At 40.3% G+C, this 22,553-nt stretch carries 19 protein-coding genes; 14 read left to right on the top strand and 5 right to left on the bottom strand.

The annotated features are described in order from the left end of the window. Positions 1–158: 158 nt before the first annotated feature. Positions 159–1,349 carry a lactate oxidase gene (locus LG003_RS09815; protein ID WP_262980629.1) on the bottom strand — a complete coding sequence of 397 codons (1,191 nt, stop codon included), beginning with the start codon at positions 1,347–1,349 and terminating at the stop codon, positions 159–161. Between the two features lie 500 nt (positions 1,350–1,849). Between LG003_RS09815 and LG003_RS09820 the strand changes: the two genes are divergently transcribed. The 5 genes from LG003_RS09820 (at position 1,850) to dusA (ending at position 5,479) form a co-directional block, all read left to right on the top strand. Next, complete coding sequence (locus LG003_RS09820) at positions 1,850–2,686, top strand: gp53-like domain-containing protein (protein WP_112877403.1); 837 nt, start codon at positions 1,850–1,852, stop codon at positions 2,684–2,686. 2 nt (positions 2,687–2,688) lie between these two features. After that, positions 2,689–3,114 carry a tail fiber assembly protein gene (locus LG003_RS09825; protein WP_262980630.1) on the top strand — a complete coding sequence of 142 codons (426 nt, stop codon included), beginning with the start codon at positions 2,689–2,691 and terminating at the stop codon, positions 3,112–3,114. Between the two features lie 444 nt (positions 3,115–3,558). Further along, positions 3,559–3,870 carry a type II toxin-antitoxin system RelE/ParE family toxin gene (locus LG003_RS09830; protein WP_262980631.1) on the top strand — a complete coding sequence of 104 codons (312 nt, stop codon included), beginning with the start codon at positions 3,559–3,561 and terminating at the stop codon, positions 3,868–3,870. Continuing rightward, positions 3,867–4,151 carry a helix-turn-helix domain-containing protein gene (locus tag LG003_RS09835; RefSeq protein ID WP_049582975.1) on the top strand — a complete coding sequence of 95 codons (285 nt, stop codon included), beginning with the start codon at positions 3,867–3,869 and terminating at the stop codon, positions 4,149–4,151. The genes LG003_RS09830 and LG003_RS09835 overlap by 4 nt, the downstream gene beginning before the upstream one ends. Before the next feature lie 290 nt (positions 4,152–4,441). Then, complete coding sequence (gene dusA / locus LG003_RS09840) at positions 4,442–5,479, top strand: tRNA dihydrouridine(20/20a) synthase DusA (protein WP_262980632.1); 1,038 nt, start codon at positions 4,442–4,444, stop codon at positions 5,477–5,479. Between the two features lie 287 nt (positions 5,480–5,766). Here dusA and LG003_RS09845 read toward each other — a convergent pair whose 3' ends face one another. The 3 genes from LG003_RS09845 to LG003_RS09855 form a co-directional block, all read right to left on the bottom strand. Next, positions 5,767–6,984, bottom strand: coding sequence for a serine hydrolase (locus LG003_RS09845; RefSeq protein ID WP_262980633.1), 1,218 nt, complete (start codon positions 6,982–6,984; stop codon positions 5,767–5,769). A 538-nt stretch (positions 6,985–7,522) separates the two neighbouring features. Further along, positions 7,523–7,921, bottom strand: a complete 399-nt coding sequence (locus tag LG003_RS09850) for a hypothetical protein (RefSeq protein ID WP_262980634.1) — start codon at positions 7,919–7,921, stop codon at positions 7,523–7,525. A gap of 27 nt (positions 7,922–7,948) precedes the next feature. Then, a complete protein-coding gene (locus LG003_RS09855) occupies positions 7,949–8,275 on the bottom strand; it encodes a hypothetical protein (protein WP_262980635.1) in 327 nt (108 codons plus the stop codon). Between the two features lie 88 nt (positions 8,276–8,363). On the opposite strand from LG003_RS09855, the gene LG003_RS09860 reads away from it, so the two are divergent. Further along, a complete protein-coding gene (locus LG003_RS09860) occupies positions 8,364–9,275 on the top strand; it encodes a LysR family transcriptional regulator (protein WP_262980636.1) in 912 nt (303 codons plus the stop codon). 558 nt (positions 9,276–9,833) lie between these two features. After that, positions 9,834–12,209 carry a penicillin-binding protein 1B gene (gene mrcB, locus LG003_RS09865; protein WP_262980637.1) on the top strand — a complete coding sequence of 792 codons (2,376 nt, stop codon included), beginning with the start codon at positions 9,834–9,836 and terminating at the stop codon, positions 12,207–12,209. Positions 12,210–12,473: 264 nt separating this feature from the next. On the opposite strand, the gene LG003_RS09870 is transcribed toward mrcB, so the two are convergent. After that, positions 12,474–13,457: a quinone oxidoreductase gene (locus LG003_RS09870; RefSeq protein ID WP_262980638.1), complete on the bottom strand. Its 984-nt coding sequence runs from the start codon at positions 13,455–13,457 to the stop codon at positions 12,474–12,476. 170 nt (positions 13,458–13,627) lie between these two features. On the opposite strand from LG003_RS09870, the gene dnaB reads away from it, so the two are divergent. The 7 genes from dnaB (at position 13,628) to LG003_RS09905 (ending at position 22,505) form a co-directional block, all read left to right on the top strand. Continuing rightward, on the top strand, positions 13,628–15,037 hold the full coding sequence (gene dnaB / locus LG003_RS09875; protein ID WP_112877415.1) for a replicative DNA helicase: 1,410 nt from the start codon (positions 13,628–13,630) through the stop codon (positions 15,035–15,037). 38 nt (positions 15,038–15,075) lie between these two features. Next, positions 15,076–16,155 carry an alanine racemase gene (alr, locus tag LG003_RS09880; RefSeq protein WP_112877417.1) on the top strand — a complete coding sequence of 360 codons (1,080 nt, stop codon included), beginning with the start codon at positions 15,076–15,078 and terminating at the stop codon, positions 16,153–16,155. A 53-nt stretch (positions 16,156–16,208) separates the two neighbouring features. Next, positions 16,209–17,405 (top strand): amino acid aminotransferase, encoded by a 1,197-nt coding sequence (locus tag LG003_RS09885; protein WP_112877418.1) that lies wholly within the window; start codon positions 16,209–16,211, stop codon positions 17,403–17,405. Positions 17,406–17,733: 328 nt separating this feature from the next. Continuing rightward, on the top strand, positions 17,734–19,506 hold the full coding sequence (locus tag LG003_RS09890; protein WP_262980639.1) for a colicin-like bacteriocin tRNase domain-containing protein: 1,773 nt from the start codon (positions 17,734–17,736) through the stop codon (positions 19,504–19,506). Positions 19,507–19,515: 9 nt separating this feature from the next. Continuing rightward, entirely contained in the window at positions 19,516–19,770 is a 255-nt protein-coding gene (locus LG003_RS09895) for a colicin E3-like toxin immunity protein (RefSeq protein WP_112877424.1), read from the top strand. Between the two features lie 706 nt (positions 19,771–20,476). Further along, on the top strand, positions 20,477–21,592 hold the full coding sequence (locus LG003_RS09900) for a PfkB family carbohydrate kinase (RefSeq protein ID WP_262980640.1): 1,116 nt from the start codon (positions 20,477–20,479) through the stop codon (positions 21,590–21,592). Further along, positions 21,567–22,505 carry a pseudouridine-5'-phosphate glycosidase gene (locus tag LG003_RS09905; protein WP_262980641.1) on the top strand — a complete coding sequence of 313 codons (939 nt, stop codon included), beginning with the start codon at positions 21,567–21,569 and terminating at the stop codon, positions 22,503–22,505. The genes LG003_RS09900 and LG003_RS09905 overlap by 26 nt, the downstream gene beginning before the upstream one ends. The last annotated feature ends 48 nt before the right edge of the window (positions 22,506–22,553 follow it).

Consider the following 22,553-nt stretch of genomic DNA (forward strand, 5'->3'; position numbering starts at 1 on the left):
GCAAATAATTAATAATAGGAAATAATGGTGTAAAGTGAGAGAACGGATTTTTTCATTATGGTATCTATTATTTCTAAAGGTAACATAATTTACCCCGTTTCCTGAAATCACCTGTTTCAAATGAAACGGGGCCAATATTTGCTTTATTAGTTAATGGGTTAAATCAAACTAATAAATTTTCTCTCTATATCCTTAATGGCTGCACATCCTGCCAGCTTCATGCTAAGTTTCAGCTCATCCTTCAGTAGGTTTAAAATAGAAGTTACGCCTGGTGCTCCACCCAATGCCAGCGCATACAAAATGGGCCTACCGATAGCGACAGCTTTGGCACCCAATGCGAGCGCTTTAAACACATGGGTACCACGGCGGATGCCTCCGTCTAGATAGACTGGAATTTTAGATCCAACAGCTTCAACAATGTGTGGTAATGAAGCAATTGCTGCCGGGACAGTATCCAACTGCCGGCCACCGTGATTAGAAACTTGAATCGCTGCGGCACCGTGGTTAACACACTCTTTAGCATTTTCGGCAGATTGAATGCCTTTCACGATGATTGGAAGGCCTGATTCTTTAGCGAGAAACTCCAAATCATTGAAATTAAGATCCCGTTTAAATAGCGCTGTAATCTCTGATAAGGTTGCCCCTGCGGGAACGCCTGGAATATTAGGAAATGGTAATGAATGTGGGAAAACAAATTTATTACGTTTATCGGTTTCTCTATTACCACTCCACTCTAAATCGACCGTAAAGACGATTGCGGTTGCCCCCATCGCTTTGGCTCGGTGTATCATTTCGCGGTTAATGCCCATATCTTTGGTAAAATAAATTTGGAACCATTTGGGGCCATTACTCACTTTCGCTATCTCTTCAAGAGGTGAATTAGCTAGAGTTTGTGCAGTAAACAGGGTACCGGCAGCGGCAGCGCCTCTCGCTGTTCCCAATTCAGCGGTAGTATGAGATAGCCCATGTGCTGCCATTGGGGGAATGAAAATAGGCATATCCACTTTACTGCCGAGCAATTCGGTTGTTGTGTCAGGCTCTTTTACTCCTGCGAGATAGCGGGGAATAATTTGGAAATCGTCAAAGGCTCTGGTGTTTTCACGTAGAGTCCATTCATCACCTGAACCGCTGCTGATATAGCCAAATTGGGGCGCTGGAATCAATTTACGTGCTTCTTCTTCCAAGTCATAAAGATTAATAATATCAAGGGATTTTTCTGCACTATTTGTTTTATAGGCTCTTGTCGGTTTTATGTTAGCAGTTGCGGCGTTGGCTGAGGATGCAGCGGATAGTGTACTGGCAGCAGCAAGACTTAATCCTCCAACTATGACGTCTCTTCTTGATGGCATATAATTTTCCCTTACTTAGTAGGTTTAATAAGTATTGACAATAGAATTTGTCCACATATTAAGAATAGACCTATTTTGAATAATTCAAGCTAATAAATCCTCAATAATGTTTTTATAAGCTGATCGATCCTATTGGAACTGTCGGTTTTTTGTTGTGAGAGGAGCATCACAAAACTCAGATTAAAATATGGTGGCTTATTTTCTCTGCTTACCTGAATTTTTGGGGAATGGTTCAAATAGAGGGACTTTCGGATGCTGAATGTAAATGAATAGTTTAGGTATAAATTTGGCTTCAGGCATTGATCTATTAACGACATCAACTATAATAAAATAATTAATTTCTCTAAGTTATAAAAATATTTCATCATTCTTTATCAGAAAAAGACTATTATTGAAATGCGATCTGAAAATTATATACGATGATCAAGTAGATATTTTGATTTTCATTAATTCAAAGTTTTATTTAATGAAAAAATAAGTTTTTTCCTTAAGGAGAACTCATGAGTAATAAAAATGACTTTAAAGCTTTTTCTATTAGTCAGGATGCTAATGTTGTTTCTCAAGGAGAATATGAAGAAAGTCAGGAATTGAATACGGGAATTCCCCCTAATATTATTTCCATTGGTTTATTAAATAAGGTTTTGCGTCAGTCGTCAACGATATCATCGGTGGTGGCTAATTTTATCTCTACACAATGTAGTGATGATGTTTTGGATGATGGCGATATAGACAAGCTCACCACCCAATTAAATATCGCTTTAGAGCAAAAAGCTTTAACAGAGATTCCAAGTGCTTCATTAACACAAAAAGGTGTTATTCAACTTACAGATGTACTTGGTGATAGTAATACTCTGGCAGTCACGCAAAAGCTTGTCCAGGAAATGATAACTTCGTTAAGTGAAAGTATTAATAGCAGAGTACCTAATATCCGGCAGGTGAATGGTAAGGAGTTGTCTGAGGATATTGATTTGGATGCCGTGGATATCGGGGTATACACAAAAGAAGAAGTAGACAATGAAGTTAATGCCAAAGGTAATAGGAATAGTGCCAGTAAAGCGATTAATGGTTGGTGGAGATGTGGAGATACAGGCGTTATCTATCAATGGGGGCGTACTAAGGTCATTGATGCTGGCTATATAGAACGTATTCAATTACCAATTAGTTTTTCCAATACGCATTACGCCGTCAATATTAATGCTATTCAAAGTAAAATGGGTTTTATGGGGGCATCTGTTGGCTATGTAAATGTAATTGATAATTCATCTTTCGATTTATTAAATTCTTGGGTAAATGCCAAATGGGATAGCCCATTCTTTTGGATAGCGATAGGATATTAATTATGTATTATTACAGTGCAAAAACAAATGCTTTCTATCCGGTAGAATTGGAACAAAATTATATTGCTGCTGGTTCACTGCCGGATGATATTATAGAAGTCAGTAATGATATTTATCAGGAATATGCTGCTAATAATGCGCCAGAAGGAAAACACCGTGTAGCAAATAAAAACGGTTTGCCGGAATGGACAGATATTCCTCCGCCAACGAAAGATGAATTACGGCAATATGCTAAACTCCAAAAACAACAACTCATCGCTGAGGCAACAAATCAAATTGCACCATTGCAAGATGCTGTTGATTTAGGTATTGCGACTGAGGAAGAGAAAATAGCTTTATTGGCATGGAAAGAATATAGGGTAATACTGAATCGGATAGATGTTTCACAGGCAATGGATATTGATTGGCCGGAAAAACCAGAGGAATAAATAAACGCAATTTTTTAATCTACTCTCCCCAAAAAATTGACTTGTTTGATTTTTTGGGGGATATCCGGTTTTAAACTTAATTCTTAATTATCTTCTGTAAATTAACTTTATTTTGGTTGTTTAATGATTTTTTATTATGTTATTTCATGTGAAATTATAATCTATACCCTATGGATTTCAAGATGCATCGCGGCGGCAAGGGAGCGAATCCCCGGGAGCATAGATAGCTATGTGACCGGGGTGAGTGAGTGCAGCTAACAAAGAGGCAACTTGAAAGATGACGGGTATAGTCATGATTATATTCCTTCAGTCTGTTGTTTTATTGGAACAGGCAGTAATTCTGTCATCCATGCACATCCACTCTTTTATTTCTCTTTTAGAATAATTTTTATTTTTTAAATATTATTTCTTTTATAATATAATTTCCTTAATAGAGGAAAATAAATGTATACTATACTCACTCATGAAGCCGCTGCTACTGAACTGGCTACATTGCCATCTCAGCTACGTGGTAGGATGTTTAGGTTGATAGAACGCCTGGCAATTGAAGGTAATACTCTCAGGATGCCACATAGCCGAGTTATCGGCGGTGGTATATTTGAACTAAGGGTAGGAGATAAAGACATTGCCCGGTCACTGTATGCGTTTGCAAGAGGTCAGAATATCTATCTGCTACATGCATTCGTGAAGAAGACTGAGAAAACCCCGGCAGCAGCCATCAAGACAGCCCATGCGAGGCTTAAGGAGTTCAAATGAAACCAGTATCACTGAACGAATTGAAGGAGTTGATGTTGAATGACGCGGAGTCTATCGCTGCGTATAAGGAAGCCGACAAGGAATTAGAACTGATACAGATATTGTTTGAGATGCGTGAACGTTCTGGCATGTCAAAGACTGAGCTGGCAGAGAAAATCGGTATCAAACCATCAGGTATCAATAGGCTTGAAAAAAATCCTCTTGGCGCAAGTATGAAGACTTTGGAGCGTTATGCAGCAGCGTGTGGCGCGGTTATTAACTTCAACGTTCAATATCAGTAAAAGGAATGGGACTTTGGTCCCGTTTATCCCTTAAAGCCGAAATAATTATACTAAAGTAGTAAACGTACTCTGGGCTTTCCCCAAAATATTCCTGATAGCAAATTGTACGGTTCTACCTTAAATCACCTGCGATACTTCTTAACGTCAATTGTCAACGATACTTAATAGTGTCATCAGTACGGGGACGTTTCTCTATGCTATAGTAGGCCATAATTTAATATCATTCTCCGCATTATATCTCCCTATTTATGGGGTACTGAGAATGTCAAAATAATCTAAAAAGTATAGCAATGCACCAAAGTAAAGAAATTCAAAAAACGTTTAAATTCAGCGAGAAAGATAAAGAAACGGTTAAATATAGTCCTAACCGTTTCTCCGTCGCCCCGATGTTAGACTGGACAGATCGTCACTGCCGTTATTTCCATCGTTTATTAAGTCAGCAAACGCTGTTATATACCGAAATGGTGACGACCGGGGCGATTATTCATGGTAAAGGCGATTACCTGGCATACAGCGAACAAGAACATCCGATAGCATTACAACTGGGTGGTAGTGATCCGCAGGCGTTGGCGCATTGTGCGAAGATTGCACAGGAACGTGGCTATGATGAAATTAATCTAAACGTCGGTTGTCCCTCTGATCGGGTGCAAAATGGTCATTTTGGTGCTTGTCTGATGGGGGAAGCTGAACTGGTCGCTGATTGCGTTAAAGCCATGCAGGATGTGGTAAATGTGCCAGTGACAGTTAAAACCCGTATCGGTATTGATGAACAGGACAGTTACCAATTCCTATGTGATTTTATTGATGTTGTTGTGCAACGCAGTGGTTGCAATATATTTACCATTCATGCCCGTAAAGCTTGGCTTTCTGGTTTGAGCCCAAAAGAAAACCGTGAGATTCCACCGCTGGATTACCCACGAGTTTATCAATTGAAAAAGGATTTCCCTCAATTAACGATTGCTATTAATGGCGGTATTAAATCGTTGGAAGAAGCGAAACAGCATCTACAACATGTAGATGGAATTATGATTGGGCGTGAGGCTTATCAAAACCCGTCTATTCTGGCACAGGTTGATCATGAATTATTTGATACTTCAATTCCAGTGGTTGATACCGTTTCAGTGGTCAGAGCACTTTATCCTTATATAGAGCAAGAATTATCAAAAGGAACATATCTGGGGCATATTACCCGCCATATTTTAGGTATTTTTCAGGGGATTCCGGGCGCGCGTCAGTGGCGTCGTCATCTTAGTGAGAATGCACATAAACCGGGCGCTGATATTTCTGTTGTGGAACAAGCGTTAACTATGGTGACTGAGCGGATGTAATATCCGCTCGTTTTACCGCTATAAGAATTCTATCCGTGGCGCCTACAGCTCCTGGCCCAATGCCACCCAAGATACCAATTATTTTTTTCATTGTATCATTATGGAAAGTAAAATGGTTGAGACCTGAAGTTTAAAAATATTCTTTAGATCTCATACCGGGCCTTACATATGTGATTAAATATTAAATAACAGGCTTGATGTATTTAAGATAATGATGATCTTAAATAGCCATCGAAAAAATTTTAAGCTAAGAAACGTAATGCATTGATGTAAATTCAAAAAAAGCATTAGCTATTTATGGAGCAAGTGAAGCAAATGCCAGACCATTGGTATATTTTCATCAAGACGAAATCCCACATACGGCTAATCAATCCACCTTCTTCAATCGTTTCCATTATAATAAGTGGTCTTTCCTCAATGGTTTTACTGCCAATCTTAAATGTTATGGTGCCGACTACCTGGTCTTTCTTTATTGGGGCAGTAATCTGAGGGGTATTAAGAATATAGCTGGTTTTTAATTTTTTAAGTTGGTCACGAGGTATGGTAATAGAACCTTGTTTACCCACATTGAGTTTGACTTCTTTTTTATTTCCAAACCATATCCGTTGAGTAATAAAAGTATCTTCAGATTTAATAGGTGTCACTGTTTCAAAGAAGCGAAATCCCCATGTCAGAAGTTTTTCTGATTCCTGGAAACGAACAGAATCCGTCTTGGCTCCCAGAATAATAGAAATTAAGCGCATATCACCCAAGGTTGCTGATGCAACTAAGTTATAACCGGCCTCAGAGGTAGTTCCGGTTTTCATGCCATCTATATTGAGGTTGCTGTTCCATAACAGTCGGTTACGATTGTATTGACGAATCTTATTAAATGTGAATTCTTTCTCTTTATGAATTGCATATTCATCCGGGACATCATGAATGAGGGAGCGAGCTAACAATGCCATGTCTCGTGCTGTACTAAATTGCCCAGGAGCATCTAAACCATGCACTGTTTTAAACGTTGTATTGTTAAGCCCCATTTTTTGTCCATAGCCGTTCATAAGACTTATGAACGCGTCCTGACTGCCAGCTATATAATCAGCTAGTGCAACACAGGCATCATTACCAGATTGAATAACAATTCCTTTGTTAAGGTCTTCCACTGAAACCCTGTCCCCAGGTTTAAGAAACATGACAGAAGACCCGCGTAGAACAGGATTGCCTGTAGCCCAAGCATTTTTATCAATGGTTACAGTATCGGTCAGATGAATTGTACCTAACTTAAGTGCTTGTCCTACAACATAACTGGTCATGAGTTTAGTTAGGCTCGCCGGATTTATCTTTTCATCCGCATTACCTTCTGCCAGAACTTTTCCACTGTCGTAGTCCATTAAGATCCAAGCTTGCGAGTCCACTTGTGGAGTAGCTAGAGCTTCTTCAGCTTGAATTAATGGAGCATTGAGAAACAGTAAAAATGTAGCCACAAACTGGACTTTCCATGTAAAAAAGGTGATATCTTTCATAAAAAAACCAAATGTCTATTATAAAATTATTAAGCCAATCTATTTTATTTGAACTTTAGAAAACGTTTAGTCCTGAAACTCTGGAAATTCAAACATAGCACGTCTATTCCATTTCTTGGTTTATTCCTTATAGCCAAAAACTGCCGGATATGCATTATAAAAATAAGTTATTTCCACTTGCTCTTCCCTTACACCAAAAATGATTAAATAATCATGAATTCTATTTACCTAAGTAGCTTTATTTTATCGAGCTTTTATTTGGATTAAAGTATCTGATGTTATCGTTATAAAGAACCAATAACTTATTTCCGAGATCATCACTGTATTTTCCCTGCAAAGAATATGATTTTCCATTAGTTATGTTGCTGTGATTATTACAGTTGGTTAGTAATAATGATAGCATCGTTACAAATGCTAATTCGGATAATTCAAGCATATTCCCCCCATGAATATATACGTTTTAATAAAAAACTAATGTATTATACCCGTTATCTTTCAAGTTGCCTCTTTGTTGGCTGCACTTACCCCGGTCACATAGTTATCTATGCTCCCGGGGATTCGCTCCCTTGCCGTCGCGATGCATCTTGAAATCCATAGGGTATATACCTAAAATAACAGGGAAAACATTTTTATCTGGCCCTTTGTGACATTCAACCTCTTTCTTTTGATTGTAAATAAAATAATGTTTTTCATTTTCAGAATTTACAATCATCATATCTCCATTCATAAACTGATATACAAGTTTCTTTCCGTTCTTATTAAATAGTTTGGTGGGAGATGGTGATACAATAAAATCATCATCCCACTTCAAAGTCGTTATCCTATAGTTTGTATGCATGACAGTCATTTCACTACGGCCTTGACAGTTTAAAGTATACTGCTTCATAGCGTTAACTGGACATGATCTGAAAATAAGTAAAATAACGATATATTTCATAATGTTTTTGTCCATATGACTTGTTTTTCAAGAAAATATAGGGATTTTGATATCGTGTGATGCTTTTGTTCGCCTGGACAGCGCGGCTAGCGCCTTTACTTCTAGCCCCTTAAGGTCAACAGCATTATTATAACAGTTAGCAAACTCTTGCCTCCCCTCTGGTTGTCTATATCCCATGTAATTACCGAAAAAATTTCCTTTAGGATACCCGCCTAATGGAGCCTCGGGCATAGCAACTAATCGTGCTCTGTTGTTGATTTTTTTATTTTTAAAATCAATGAAATGAGGTAATTTGGCGACTTTCCATTCAGGAGATGTACCGATCGGAAGCGCAGCAACTGATATTTTGCTCATAGGTGTTTCCTTCTTCTCAAGATGTTTCTGATGCGTAATAGTGTAGATACGTCTAATATCAATCAATATTTGAAAAGGACTATCTGTTATGAATTATATTGATATTGAGAATATTGACCTCAATTTGCTCAGGGTGTTTGAGGCTTTGATCGAGGAAGGTGGGGCGAGTCGTGCCGCTATTCGGCTTGGATTAACGCAACCCGCCGTAAGCGCAGCTCTTGGGCGTTTAAGGCGCGTATACTCCGACCCGCTGTTCGAACGGACGGGTCGCGGGCTATGTCCTACGGTTAGAGCTAATGAGTTAGCACCTCTCGTTGAAGAGGCACTGACGCAATGCCGACAGGCACTAGCTTTAACTACTGCTGGAAAAGAAATAAAGGGCCGCACGGTGACTGTGGGTTTATCAGATGACAGTGAAATTGCTTTGGGGCAAAAGATACTGAAAAAAGTTGACGAGCATCTCCCTGGTTTGCATATCATTTTTCGACAAACTCATAGTGGCTTGGCTCAGGATATGTTGATGCGTCATCAAATTGACCTTGCTATCACCGCTGGTGGTTTATCATCTCACTTAGTTAAAAGTCACCGTTTAGGAAAGGGGAATTACTTGTGCATAGCCGACAAAAATACTTCGGTGCCGGTAACGGTGGCTGATTACGCACAACGCCCTCATTTATTAGTTTCCTCAGGTGGGTTCGTAGGTGTGGTAGATGAAGCATTAAATGCTGTTGGCTATAAACGCAGTGTCAAGGTTTCTACTACACATTTTGCGGCAGTGCCATTTTTGATGATTGAAACTGATTTAATCACTACGGTGCCATCACATGCAGCACGAGCAATGGAGAAGAACACATCGCTACAAATATTCCCATGCCCCGTTAGCATGCCACCCTATGAACTCGAAATAGGCACACGAGTGGGGAGCAGACATGATAAAGTTCTGCATGAATTAAAATCTATGATAGTGAAGATATGTCAAACACCAGGTTTTTTGTCATGAGCATTGGTATGAATGCCACAGGCTTTATATATACCCGTTATCTTTCAAATTGCCTCTTTGTTGGCTGCACTCACTCACCCCGGTCACATAGTTAGCTATGCTCCCGGGGATTCGCTCCCTTGCCGTCGCGATACATCTTGAAATCCATAGGGTATATAGTCATTTCGTTGTTGAAAATATTTTTATGGGCATAAAATTGGCTATCTTGCTTCGAATAAATCGTGAGAGTTACGTGTAGCGAATCAATAACAAGATGGTTTGGATTTCTGATATAAATACGATTTATTTTAGTTATATTAATAACAAGATTGATTAATAGTGCTTGTGTTAGGTAACCTGTTCCATCTTAATCGTTGAATACTGAAATCTGCGCGTTATGAAAATTTTTAATATTGAGTTTTATCTTATTAGAGTGTGATTGGTTATTATATTTAAAATAATATTCTAGCTATGTTTTAGCGATTAATGATTTCTTCAAGTGGATTTATATGCAGTAATCAAGAGTGTTAAGACGTAACATTGAAGTTGCCTTTGAGTATACATTACGGGGTGGTTTATATGAAAGAAATTAATGCAACGGAACCTTTAGGAAGAAGAAAGAAGAAAAAAAATAAAAAGATAAAATTAAGTTTCCTTTTTAAGATTATATTAGCCGTTTTATTTTTAGTGTTCTGTTTTGCATTTCTCTACATATATAATCTGGCAGAAAGAATCGATACTATGATAAATGAGAGAGTAAGTAATGGATTCTGGGATATGCCAGCTCAGGTTTATGGCAAGACATATACGTTGAAGATTGGGGAGTATAAAAAAAAAGAAAATGTAATAAAGATATTAAATGGCGCCAGATACCATCACGTTGACTCGATAAGAAGTCCTGGCGACTTTCATGAAGATAGAGATAAGGTTTTTATTTACTTACGGGAGTTCTCTTATCCAGACCATTTATCTAAGTCAGTTAAAGTGGAAGTTGAGTTTGACAAAAATAGAATTAAAAAGATAGTGAATTTAGATTTAGGACTGGCTGTTAATAACATACTCATTGAACCGAGGTTAGTGGAAATTATATATTCACCCGGTGATGAACAACGGATATTCATGCCGTTGAAAAACTTCCCTAATGATATGATTAATATGTTGATTTCCACAGAGGATCGAGAGTTTTATAATCATCATGGTCTTAATCCTTATTCTATAGCCAGAGCCTTGTACAAAAATATTAAAGCTGGAAAGCGAATTCAGGGTGGAAGTACGATAACACAGCAGGTTGTGAAAAATATGTTCTTGTCCCGGGATAGGACAATGAGTCGTAAGTTGACTGAGGCTATTATGTCTTTGGTCTTGGAGTTTAAGTTTAACAAGGATAAAATTCTTGAGCTTTATCTGAATGAAATCTATCTGGGACAGAACAGTTCGTTCGGGATTTATGGGTTTCCACTTGCTAGCATTTATTACTTTGGTAGGCCAATCAATGAAATATCTTTAGAGCAGCAAGCATTATTAATAGGGATGGCTAAAGGGGCTTCATTGTATAACCCGTGGACTAAACCGACAGTAGCTATGGAGAGACGTAATCTCGTTTTAAAGTTGTCATCGGAGAGTGGGGTTATTAATAAAGACGACTATTTATCTTCAATGAAAGAAGGTCTCAATGTCCAGGAAAAAGGTTCTGTTTTCACTAAACATCCTTCTTTCATTAGCATGTTAAAAAAAGAGATTAGGAATAATAAAAATATTGTCCTCAATGATTTGTCCGGAGCAAGAGTGTTTTCCACTTTTGATCCTGTGTCACAAGAAGATGCAGAGAATGCAGTAAAAAAAACCATGCCAATGTTAGATAAGAAAACAGGTTTAAAAGATTTGCAATCTGTAATTTTAGTTGTTGATAGAAAATCGGGGGCGCTATTGGCTATTGTGGGAGATAGAAATGTAGACTATAACGGGTTCAACAGAGCTTCAGATACTAAAAGACAAGTCGGTTCACTGATTAAGCCGGCAGTCTACCTGTCTGCACTAACTTCTCCTTACCGTTTTAATTTAAATACTTGGATTGAGGATGAACCTCTCAGTATAGATGTTGGTAAAAAAAACTCGTGGTCACCAAAAAACCCTACAAGAACGTACAGGGGGCGAGTAATGCTTTTAGATGCTCTTGCTCATTCTATTAATGTAGCTACAGTAAATTTGGGTATGTCTGTAGGAATTGATAATGTCGCAAAAACACTAAAATCAATAGGAATTCCTTCTGATAGAATAGTAATGGTTCCATCTATGCTGTTAGGCACACTTGATATGGCGCCAGTAGAACTTGTTGAAGGGATTCAGACGATATCTAATCTTGGAAAGCATACGGGTGTTTACACGTTAATTTCAATTCAAGACAGATATGGGAAAGAAATTTACCATAGAACCGAGACTCTAGCACAAGTCGTTCCAGAAGAAGCTGCTTGGCTCACGCTTTATGCTATGCAGGAGTCTGTTCGCTCAGGCACATCAAAAAGATTAGGGGCTGGATTTAAAAAATATGCTCTTGCAGGGAAAACGGGATCTTCCAGTGGCTTGCGCGATAGCTGGTTTACTGGGATTGACGGAGAAAAAGTAGTGCTTTCTTGGATTGGAAGGGATAATAACGAGCCGACTAAATTATGGGGAGCTAGTGGTTCTTTACTTCTTACTAAAGCATTTTTTGAAATTAATGGAGTGGGTAAGCTAGAGCCTGTGAAACCAAACGATATATATATGGTTGGGGTTGATGCTCAAGGTGATATTTATTGTAAAGAAAACCTTTCAGGAGATAGCATGATTGGCAGGGAGGTACGCGAAATACCTATCTGGGGCAATGATCTCAATACGATTTGTAATACCCCACCACAATTTCTTCCTGTTTCATTTAAAAAATCTTACTCTGATGAAAGTTTAGATGCTCTTTTTTAGATATCAGTAGAGCATTCAGAACATTTTCATGTTACCGAATGGAAGTAGAATGCAGGGTAGTATAGAACTCCGTTTGATTTAATAAGTTGATTTTTATTTTAATATCTGAGGTGTGATACCCCTATCACGAGGGGTATTGTTCTGTTTTATCTTTCATATATTCAGCCAGCATTGCCCTCCGGTCTAAGGTTATTCGTGCAGGCAATTGCGGCATAATGAGGTTTTAGACTTGTTGATTTGGTTAATAACCCGCTCATCTTACCGTTAAGGGATCAGTAAATTTGATCCTTGCGTTGCCCGGCTTTCTAGAATCTGATGTGCCCTTGTCGCTTCACTTAGCGGGAACCTTTGATTTTCTGGTACGTCCACATTAATTTTGCCGCTGGCAATCAGATCAAATAATTCTTTGCTCGCTTCACCCAACTCTTCACGTGTTGAAATATAGCCGGCGATAGAAGGGCGGGTAACAAACAGTGAGCCTTTCTGATTTAAAATCCCCAAATCGACACCGGTAACTGGTCCGGATGCATTGCCAAAGCTCACCATTAACCCGTGGCGTTTCAGGCAATCCAGTGAATTCAGCCAGGTCGATTTACCAACAGAATCATAAACTACACCGACTTTTTCACCGTTGGTGATTTCGTAAATTCGTTCGACAATATTTTCACGGTTATAGTTAATAACCTGCCATGCACCGGCATCTTTAGCGCGTTGTGCTTTCTCATCAGAGCCGACTGTTCCAATCAGTTTTGCACCCAAAGCTTTTGCCCATTGGCAGGCAATTAGCCCAACGCCACCCGCGGCGGCATGAAATAAAAAGGGTTCGCCTGACTGGATTTTGTAGGTACGGCGTAGAAGATAGTAGACTGTTAGACCTTTCAGAAAAGAAGCAGCAGCTTGTTCGAAGGAGATTCTATCCGGCAGAACAGCGACTTTGTTTTCCGCGACATTGTGCACTTCACTGTAAGCGCCTAAAGTTGATTGCGCATAAACTACACGGTCATCCACTTTTATGGTAGTCACAGCGGAACCCACTTTGGTCACTACGCCTGCGGCCTCAGTGCCTAGGCTGCTTGGTAATTGTGCCGGTGGGTATAGCCCGCTACGAATATAAGTGTCGATGTAATTGATTCCAATCGCTCTATTTTCTACTTGTACTTCATCGTCAGCAGGAGCTCTGGGGGTGAATTCACAATATTGCAGGACTTCGGGACCGCCAATAGAGGAAAATTCGATATGTTTTGCCATGACTCAACCTCATCAATGTAAGGGAAATGTGTGCACGTAGTAGTTGAACTCATTGTGAACAGGCTTTAGTGTGCTAGAAATAATTACAAACTATATGTAATTACTCAAGGCACTTCATAGCGTATACTCATGCGCTGTTGCAGATTTATCAGTAGATTATTGCGGGATTCATGGCGGGAAAAAAATCAACTCACAACAAAATGGCTGAACCAAAAGATCGCCAAATGGAAGGGCTGAAACTTCCGCCACACTCTTTGGAAGCAGAGCAGTCTGTGTTAGGTGGCTTAATGCTAGATAACGAACGGTGGGATAATGTTTCCGAACGTGTTACTAGCAATGATTTTTTCAGCCGCCCACATCGGCGCATTTTTGCTGAAATGCAGCGGTTGCTGGAGATGGGCAACCCCATCGACCTGATTACATTGTCGGAATCCCTTGAGCAGAGTGGGGAACTGAATAATGTAGGGGGTTTTGCTTATCTGGCCGAATTGTCCAAAAATACGCCAAGCGCGGCTAACATTAATGCTTATGCGAATATTGTCCGCGAACGTGCTGTTGTCCGCGAGATGATCGCTGTCGCAAACGAAATTGCAGATGCGGGTTATGATCCCCAAGGCAGGAGCAGTGAAGAATTATTGGATCTAGCCGAATCGCGGGTGTTCCAGATCGCTGAAAATCGTGCCAGTAAAGATGAAGGGCCGAAAGGAATAGAACAGATCCTTGAAGAAACCGTCGAGCGGATTGAGCAACTCTATCAACGCCCTCATGATGGTGTAACCGGTGTTTCAACCGGTTATCAGGATCTGGATAAGAAAACCGCAGGCTTACAAAAATCAGACTTGATTATTGTGGCTGCTCGTCCTTCGATGGGTAAAACCACTTTTGCCATGAACCTGTGTGAAAACGCAGCCATGATGCAGGATAAGCCGGTTTTGATTTTTAGTCTTGAGATGCCCGGTAACCAGATCATGATGCGTATGCTGGCATCCCTTTCACGGGTGGATCAAACCCGTATTCGTACCGGTCAGCTTGATGATGAAGATTGGGCGCGGATCTCCAGTACAATGGGAATATTGCTGGAAAAACGCAATATGTATATTGATGATTCGTCTGGCCTGACACCTACCGAAGTCCGTTCCCGGGCTCGGCGCGTCTTTCGCGAAAATGGTGGATTGAGCCTGATCATGATCGACTACCTGCAATTAATGCGGGTTCCGGCCTTATCCGATAATCGTACTTTGGAAATTGCGGAGATTTCCCGTTCATTAAAAGCCTTGGCTAAAGAGCTTCAAGTGCCGGTGGTTGCACTTTCTCAGCTCAACCGTAGCCTTGAACAACGGGCAGATAAGCGCCCGGTTAACTCTGACTTACGTGAATCCGGCTCTATTGAGCAGGATGCCGACCTCATTATGTTTATCTATCGTGACGAGGTTTACCATGAGAATAGCGACATGAAAGGTGTGGCTGAAATCATTCTGGGTAAGCAACGTAACGGCCCAATCGGTACAGTTCGCCTCACGTTTAATGGTCAGTGGTCGCGGTTTGATAACTATGCCGGGCCAAGTTATGACGACGAATAAGTATTAACTACCAAAGAATAATAAATTTAAGGAATAGAATGAAAGCGGCAACCGCAGTTATTGACCGCCGCGCTCTGCGACATAACTTGCAACGGGTAAGGGAGCTTGCTCCTAAAAGCAATCTGATTGCAGTTGTGAAAGCAAACGCTTATGGCCACGGTTTACTGGAGACAGCACATACGCTGGACGATGCCGATTGTTTCGGTGTAGCGCGAATTGGTGAAGCATTGACGTTGCGTCATGGTGGTATCGTCAAACCGATTCTGTTATTGGAAGGATGCTTTGATGCGACTGACCTGCCAGTATTGGTTGCTAACCATATTGAAACTGTGGTTCACAGTGTTGAACAGTTGGAAGCACTGGAACAAGCTAAGTTATCTCATCCGGTAAAAGTATGGATGAAACTGGATAGCGGGATGCATCGCTTAGGTGTAAGGCCGGAAGATGCGGAAGAATTTTATCAACGGCTAAGTCGTTGTCAAAATGTACAGCAGCCTGTCAATATTGTCAGCCATTTTGGCCGGGCTGATGAGCCAACGGTAGATACCACTTGCCAGCAGATAGCCTGTTTTCAGGCTTTCTGTGCTGGCAAACCGGGAGAAAAATCTATTGATGCATCGGGAGGTATCCTGTTGTGGCCGGAAGTCCATCAAGATTGGGTGCGTCCTGGGCTGATGATGTATGGTGTGTCGCCATTGTCTGATAAAACGGCCGTGGATTTTAACTTGATCCCAGCAATGACCTTAAAGTCGAGCTTAATTGCTGTTCGTAAGCATAAAGCTGGCGAGTCGGTTGGCTATGGAGGGACCTGGGTCAGTGAACGTGATACTTGTCTTGGCGTTGTGGCTATCGGTTATGGTGATGGTTATCCGCGCAGTGCGCCTTCAGGAACGCCAATACATATTAATGGCCGTGAAGTGCCGATTGCTGGCCGTGTTTCAATGGATATGATCTCTGTTGATTTAGGGCCAGATGCGACAGATAAAGTGGGTGATGAAGCGGTCCTCTGGGGAGATGTGCTGCCGGTGGAGCGGATTGCTGAACGCACCGGTATCATTACTTATGAGCTGGTGACTAAACTCACTTCCAGAGTGGTAATGGAATACCTGGACGAATGATGTTGTAGGTTATATTGTTTATTAACTAACTGACTGATAAGGAGTAGAGCCTGATGTTCCAGAATGTTGATGTTTATGCTGGTGATCCTATTCTTTCGATGGCTGAAAAGTTTACAAAAGATCCTCGTGCGGAAAAAATTAATCTGAGTATTGGGCTGTATTACGATGAGCAGGGTGTGACTCCGCAATTGCAGGCAGTGGCTACCGCAGAAGAACAGCTTAGAGCGTTGTCACAGACGGCTTCTCTTTATCTGCCGATGGAGGGATTGGAATCATATCGTCTTGCGGTTCAGGAACTGTTATTTGGTAAAGATCATCCGGTGTTGAAACAGCGGATAGTGGCAACGATTCAATCATTGGGCGGTTCTGGCGCCCTTAAAATTGGTGCTGATTTTCTGCGTCGTTATTTCCCTGATTCAGAAGTGTGGTGCAGTGATCCAACTTGGGAAAACCACGCCGCTATTTTTGCGGGAGCTGGTATCAAGGTGAACTATTACCCTTATTTTGATACACAGACTAAAGGGGTAAAATTCAATGAAATGCTGGAAACATTCAGGAAGTTGCCGGCAAAAAGCATTATTGTGATGCACCCTTGTTGCCATAACCCAACCGGATCGGATCTGACCTATGATCAATGGGATCAGGTTGTTCAGATTGTTAAAGAGAGAGAACTCTTGCCATTCCTTGATATTGCTTATCAGGGGTTTGGGGATGGTATGGAAAAAGATGCTTATGCCATTCGTGCTATGGCGACAGCCGGTTTGCCTTGTCTGGTGAGTAACTCTTTCTCCAAGATATTTTCTATGTATGGTGAGCGTGTGGGTGGTTTGTCTGTTATTTGTGATGATGAACAGACCAAAGAGCGGGTATTGGGGCAGTTAAAAGCGGGTGTACGTCGCGTCTACTCTACCCCACCGAATTTTGGTGCGCAGGTTGTGGCGAAAGTACTGACTGATCCTGCTTTGAAAGCGCAATGGTTGACAGAAGTTGAGCATATGCGCTTGCGTATTTTGGAAATGCGTACGGTGCTGGTGGATGCTCTGAAAACGGCATTACCAGAGAAAAACTTTGAGTATTTTATGAAACAGCGCGGAATGTTCAGTTATACCGGTTTTAGCCAGAAACAGGTGGATCGCTTGCGTCAAGAATTTGCTGTTTATCTGGTTGGTAATGGTCGAGTCTGCATGGCGGGTGTTAACCATCGTAATGTTGCACGTATTGCTGAGACATTTGCGGCAGTAAATAAGTAATAAATTCTAATATAAATAATCTGCTATTGATGATAATGATCGACAATTTTGTAGAATAACAGTCATCCCTTCTTAGAAGCGCACCATAATATGGTGCGCTTGCTTTTTGCTTCAACTAATTGAATTTTAATATTTTTATTCTTATGTTTTTTCAGCTCGCAATTATTAGTGAAACTAGTAACTGATATCACTAATCTTAAATAGCGTTTACTATTACATAAATAATGATAATCATTATTACTTGAGATAAATCTGTTTTTGCTCTAATTTTCTGTTTGCATATACAGTGATTCTGTGTGCTTTTTATTTGATAAAAGAGGAGAATACGATGGGTGAGGGAGATAGAAAGGACCATGACCATAATATGCAGATGGTAAGTAGTAAAGGAGGGGACGGAGAGGCTCTAGCTAATCATGACACAATGACTGTGACATCAGGTCGCAGTTCTGATCGAGGATGGGGAGGTGGCGGTGGAAACTCAGGAAATAATGAACGGGTTGACCGTACAGGAAAAAATAAGGGGGTGAATCTATCCTTGTTTCCAGAGGCACAGGCATCAGCGGCTATCGGTGCTCAGCCGATGAATATTGCTCTAATTGATGGGCTGTGGGGATTTACATTATTCCAAAAGCAGATAGCTGGCACTGTGAGTTCAATATTAGCACGATTGGCAAGTGTTGCATTGGACGCTGCACCCTATGCAGGACGTTTTGCTGGTGTGGCAGTAGGAGCTATGTGGCCGAAGAGTTTAGACGTACCTGAAGATGCAAAGTTTAAGGCAGAACGGCAGAGGATGATTATTCAGGCAATGCAAGCTAGTCAGGTTACAAAAATGCCAGTATCTAAGCTAGCTACAATGTCCAGTGTAGTCACTGATATTCAAGTACAGGATGTCATTGAGAAAGATAAGCAGACATTGGCAATTGTTAGAACACCGACTAAAGCTGTGAATGTGCCTGTAGTTAAAGCGGAAAAAACTAAACGACAGAATGTTTTTACCGCAAAAGTGGTTCCGGGTATGCCTCCAGTGCATATCAGAATAAGTGATCCCCCAAGAAAAAATATATTTAGTAGAAAAGAGGTGACACCTGTAGCTAATGTGCCAGTCACATCATATACACCCACGCCGGTTAAAAATACGGTAGATGCAATTGTCCATTTTCCGGTGGGTTCAAATGCAGAGCCAGTGTATGTTTCAGTGACGACAGTACTGAAACCGGAAGAAATGAAAAAACAGGCCGCAGAAGCGAAGCGGCAGCAGGAAAAGTGGGAGAAAGAACATCCTGTTGAAGCGGCGGAACGGCGACTATATGAAGCAGAGCAGGTATTAAAACCACTTGATAAAATTTATCAGGAAAAGCTGAAGATATTAAATCAAGTAAAAAATACTCCGGAAGGAAAAGCGTTGGCAGATCCTGTAAAAAATCCACTTGTTTATACAAAGGATATTGAGATAGATGGGAAGAAACTTAAAGTAGAGATAAAAACGGATGACAAAAAAGGTTTGGATATTCTTTTAAAAGAAGGAGTAAAAGCATACATATCTGCTATGACGCTTTCAGATTTTAAGAAATTACAGGATATTAAAGATCCTAAAGAATCTCTAATACAAACGAGTGCAGCACTTTTAAAAGCAATATACTATGAACGTTTTGGTCGTCGGTTGCTAGACGCTTGGAAGAAAATAAATCCAGTGCAAAGGGAATTTAACATTGCAATGGAAAACCGTAAAAAAGCGGAACAAGCAAAAAGTGAGGCAGAAAAGAACCTGGATAAGGCCAGAAAGGAAGATAAGGACAGGAAAAGTAAAATAACTAAAGAGTATGGACATCGTTATCATGATGCTCCAGAAACGGAAGATATTAAAGGATTTAGTGATTTAAAGGAAACTCGTCCCAAAACACCACGGCAAGGAGGGGGAGGGCTAAGAAAGCGCTGGATCGGAGAAAAGGGCCGCAAGATTTATGAATGGGACTATCAAGAAGGTGAATTGGAAGGTTATAGAGCCAGTGATGGGCAGCACATCGGTTCTTTTGATCCCAATACGGGGAAACCATTAAAATCAGCTAATCCAAAACGAAACATAAAGAAATATTTGTGAGGTAGAAAAATGGGATTAAAGTTAAGACTTGAGTGGTTTGATAAAAAAACAGATTATCTTGTAGGGAAAGAAAACTCAAAGGATTTTGATGATGATGGTTCTATTATTGAAAAACTGGGTTTAGAGATTGATAAGACAATTAATCAAGGAGTTTTTGAGGTACGAGATGGATGGATTCAAGTTATTCAGCCTTATTTTGTTCATCATATTGACTTAAAAAAATATGATTATTTTGTTGGATTTGCTTACCGAGATAAATGGTAGTTATTTGTTCTGACTTAAACCTTACTAACGTAAGATGTCCAAAAAATCAGATAGATACCAAGAGCTGAGTTCTATATTTCACAGAACTCAGTTTTTTTAGTTTATTTTAATTTCGCGAAAGGAGCAATTTGGATATTAACGGATAATCATCAAGATAATAGAATGCTAGATAAATTAGGCTGTAACTATATCAATTCATTAATTAACTATAAATGAGAGGTTAATATATGCAGAGAACAATTCATCGTGTTAATATACAGATATAAATTACAGACTCGATAATCAAGCTTTGGTGAATTTAGCACTTTGCCAAAAATATTATCATCTGAGTGGGGTTCAGCTTTTGTTATTTATTGTGAAATAAATCAAATTTTCATGAAACGTGTTTCAAATGGTAAAAAACGATCCTGACTATTTCAAGGTATACCCAAACATTTGTTAGCTTCCAATAAGATTTTTCTTATTTCTTTGTTTTATTAAATCTATTTCTAGTATAAAACACTAGCCGATTCTTAATATGCTGGAGGAAGGGTTATTCCAGTAGGATTTAACTTGATGGTTATCACATAAAATAGTGTTGGTAATCCAGTCATATACTCTTACGATCGTTATCCCAACTTCATTGTAAAATAAAAAATCCTGCTTTACTGTTTTGCTTTTAACACATAAAACAAACGTGTGTTTAAGAACAAACAAGTGTCCAAAAATGACGAATCGGGAAAAACAAATATTGCAACTTCTGAGACGAGATCCGTTGATTCCACAGCAGGAAATTGCCGACGTTTTAGGTATAAGTCGCTCGGGGGTTGCTGGTCATATTATGAATTTAATGAATAAGGGATATATAAAAGGGAAAGGTTATATTTTATCTGACCACAATTATGTAGTAGCGGTTGGCTCTATTAATATGGATGTTTGCGGTTATACATCAAATAAACTCATTTATCAAGATTCTAACCCAGGAAAAATAAAATGTACCCCTGGTGGTGTAGGCAGAAATATTGCCCAAAATATCACGTTATTAGGTAAAGAATGTCATCTTATTTCTGTTGTTGGCGATGATTTCTATGGTAGCACTTTACTGGATCAGGCCAGATGCGCAGGCGTTAATATCGACTACTGCTATAAGCTTTATGGTGAAAATACCTCGACATATGTCTCCTTATTAGATGACGGTGGTGAGATGTTAGTCGCCATCAATGACATGCATATTTTGGAAAAACTGACGCCATCGTTGTTAGCGAATCATTGTGATCTTATTCAGCACGCCGGCGTATTGGTTATTGATTGCAATTTATCTGAAGAAACTTTGGTTTGGTTGTTGACTAATGCCGGAACGGTGCCGGTATTTGTGGATACAGTATCCGCATTTAAAGCACCTAAGATTAAAAACTGGCTTTCCTATATCCACACCTTAAAACCTAATTGTCTGGAAGCGGAAGCGCTGAGTGGAATGAAAATTACACAACCTACCGATGTCCCGGCAGTGGCGCGGTGGTTTCACGATCAAGGTGTGCAGCGGTTAGTACTCAGCATGGGCGTAGAGGGTGTCTACTTTAGTGAAAGCGATGGTGTGGCCGGCTGGTCACTTCCCATCAATATCAAGATTGTCAATGTAACAGGTGCCGGAGATGCCATGATGGCTGGACTGGTGAACTGCTGGCTAGAAAATATGACGTTGGCGGAAAGTGTTCGCTTTGCTCAAGGATGCTCTGCACTCACACTTTCTTGCGAATTTACCAATAATCCAAATCTGTCAAATGGCAGTGTCCAAAAACTGTTGGAATTACAATTTTATGAAAAATCATGCTATTACCAATGAATATTTGGATATTTCCCCGGAAGTTACAGAGGCCTTAGAGAATAACCGGCCAGTTGTGGCGCTGGAATCTACCATTATTGCTCATGGAATGCCTTATCCACAAAATGTAAAGACTGCGCTACAAGTTGAGCAGAAAATTAGGGAAAATGGTGCTGTTCCTGCAACAATTGCTGTTATCAATGGGATTATGAAAGCAGGTCTGTCGCATGAAGAAATAGAGTTTTTGGCTAGAGAAGGTGACAAGATAACTAAAGTCAGTCGTCGTGATTTACCCTTTGTTATCGCGGCAGGAAAAAATGGCGCGACGACGGTTGCTTCTACCATGATTATTGCTGCTATGGCCGGGATTAGAATCTTCGCTACTGGCGGTATTGGTGGTGTGCACCGTGGAGCGGAACAGACTTTTGATATTTCTGCCGATTTACAGGAATTAGCGAAAACCAGTGTCGCGGTAGTCTGTGCTGGCGCTAAATCTATTTTGGATCTTGGCCTGACAACAGAATATCTTGAAACTCACGGTGTACCATTAATTGGCTATCAGGCTCATGTTTTGCCGGCGTTTTTCTGTCGTACCAGTCCATTTCCCGTTAATATTCGTTTGGATTCTCCAGAACAGATAGCTCAGGCGATGGCAGTAAAATGGAATACTGGATTACAGGGCGGTTTGGTGATTGCCAATCCTATCCCTGAGCCATACGCCATGCCGGAAGCGGAGATCAACGCTGCTATCGAACAGGCAGTACGCGAATCCATAGAACAGAGAGTAAATGGAAAAGCGTGTACGCCGTTTTTGTTATCCAGAGTGGCTGAATTAACTGGGGGTGATAGCCTGTCTGCCAATATGCAGTTGGTACTTAATAACGCTGAATTGGCAGCGAAAATTGCTTGTTGTTATTGGGAAAACCGTGGGTAAAACAACGGTGTTATGCTTTAAGTTCCATCCTCAAGTTGGTTAAATGGG

This window comes from Photorhabdus kleinii (assembly GCF_025384885.1).
Classification (GTDB): domain Bacteria; phylum Pseudomonadota; class Gammaproteobacteria; order Enterobacterales; family Enterobacteriaceae; genus Photorhabdus; species Photorhabdus kayaii.

What these genes read in the sequence shown, in the direction of transcription:
- LG003_RS09905 (WP_262980641.1), top strand. Translation starts at nt 21,567, where the DNA reads ATGAAAAATCATGCTATTACCAATGAATATTTGGATATTTCCCCGGAA.
- LG003_RS09855 (WP_262980635.1), bottom strand. Translation starts at nt 8,275, where the DNA reads ATGAGCAAAATATCAGTTGCTGCGCTTCCGATCGGTACATCTCCTGAA.
- LG003_RS09870 (WP_262980638.1), bottom strand. Translation starts at nt 13,457, where the DNA reads ATGGCAAAACATATCGAATTTTCCTCTATTGGCGGTCCCGAAGTCCTG.
- dnaB (WP_112877415.1), top strand. Translation starts at nt 13,628, where the DNA reads ATGGCGGGAAAAAAATCAACTCACAACAAAATGGCTGAACCAAAAGAT.
- LG003_RS09845 (WP_262980633.1), bottom strand. Translation starts at nt 6,984, where the DNA reads ATGAAAGATATCACCTTTTTTACATGGAAAGTCCAGTTTGTGGCTACA.
- LG003_RS09860 (WP_262980636.1), top strand. Translation starts at nt 8,364, where the DNA reads ATGAATTATATTGATATTGAGAATATTGACCTCAATTTGCTCAGGGTG.
- LG003_RS09850 (WP_262980634.1), bottom strand. Translation starts at nt 7,921, where the DNA reads ATGAAATATATCGTTATTTTACTTATTTTCAGATCATGTCCAGTTAAC.
- LG003_RS09890 (WP_262980639.1), top strand. Translation starts at nt 17,734, where the DNA reads ATGGGTGAGGGAGATAGAAAGGACCATGACCATAATATGCAGATGGTA.
- alr (WP_112877417.1), top strand. Translation starts at nt 15,076, where the DNA reads ATGAAAGCGGCAACCGCAGTTATTGACCGCCGCGCTCTGCGACATAAC.
- LG003_RS09815 (WP_262980629.1), bottom strand. Translation starts at nt 1,349, where the DNA reads ATGCCATCAAGAAGAGACGTCATAGTTGGAGGATTAAGTCTTGCTGCT.
- LG003_RS09895 (WP_112877424.1), top strand. Translation starts at nt 19,516, where the DNA reads ATGGGATTAAAGTTAAGACTTGAGTGGTTTGATAAAAAAACAGATTAT.
- LG003_RS09900 (WP_262980640.1), top strand. Translation starts at nt 20,477, where the DNA reads ATGACGAATCGGGAAAAACAAATATTGCAACTTCTGAGACGAGATCCG.
- LG003_RS09885 (WP_112877418.1), top strand. Translation starts at nt 16,209, where the DNA reads ATGTTCCAGAATGTTGATGTTTATGCTGGTGATCCTATTCTTTCGATG.
- LG003_RS09835 (WP_049582975.1), top strand. Translation starts at nt 3,867, where the DNA reads ATGAAACCAGTATCACTGAACGAATTGAAGGAGTTGATGTTGAATGAC.
- LG003_RS09830 (WP_262980631.1), top strand. Translation starts at nt 3,559, where the DNA reads ATGTATACTATACTCACTCATGAAGCCGCTGCTACTGAACTGGCTACA.
- mrcB (WP_262980637.1), top strand. Translation starts at nt 9,834, where the DNA reads ATGAAAGAAATTAATGCAACGGAACCTTTAGGAAGAAGAAAGAAGAAA.
- LG003_RS09825 (WP_262980630.1), top strand. Translation starts at nt 2,689, where the DNA reads ATGTATTATTACAGTGCAAAAACAAATGCTTTCTATCCGGTAGAATTG.
- LG003_RS09820 (WP_112877403.1), top strand. Translation starts at nt 1,850, where the DNA reads ATGAGTAATAAAAATGACTTTAAAGCTTTTTCTATTAGTCAGGATGCT.
- dusA (WP_262980632.1), top strand. Translation starts at nt 4,442, where the DNA reads ATGCACCAAAGTAAAGAAATTCAAAAAACGTTTAAATTCAGCGAGAAA.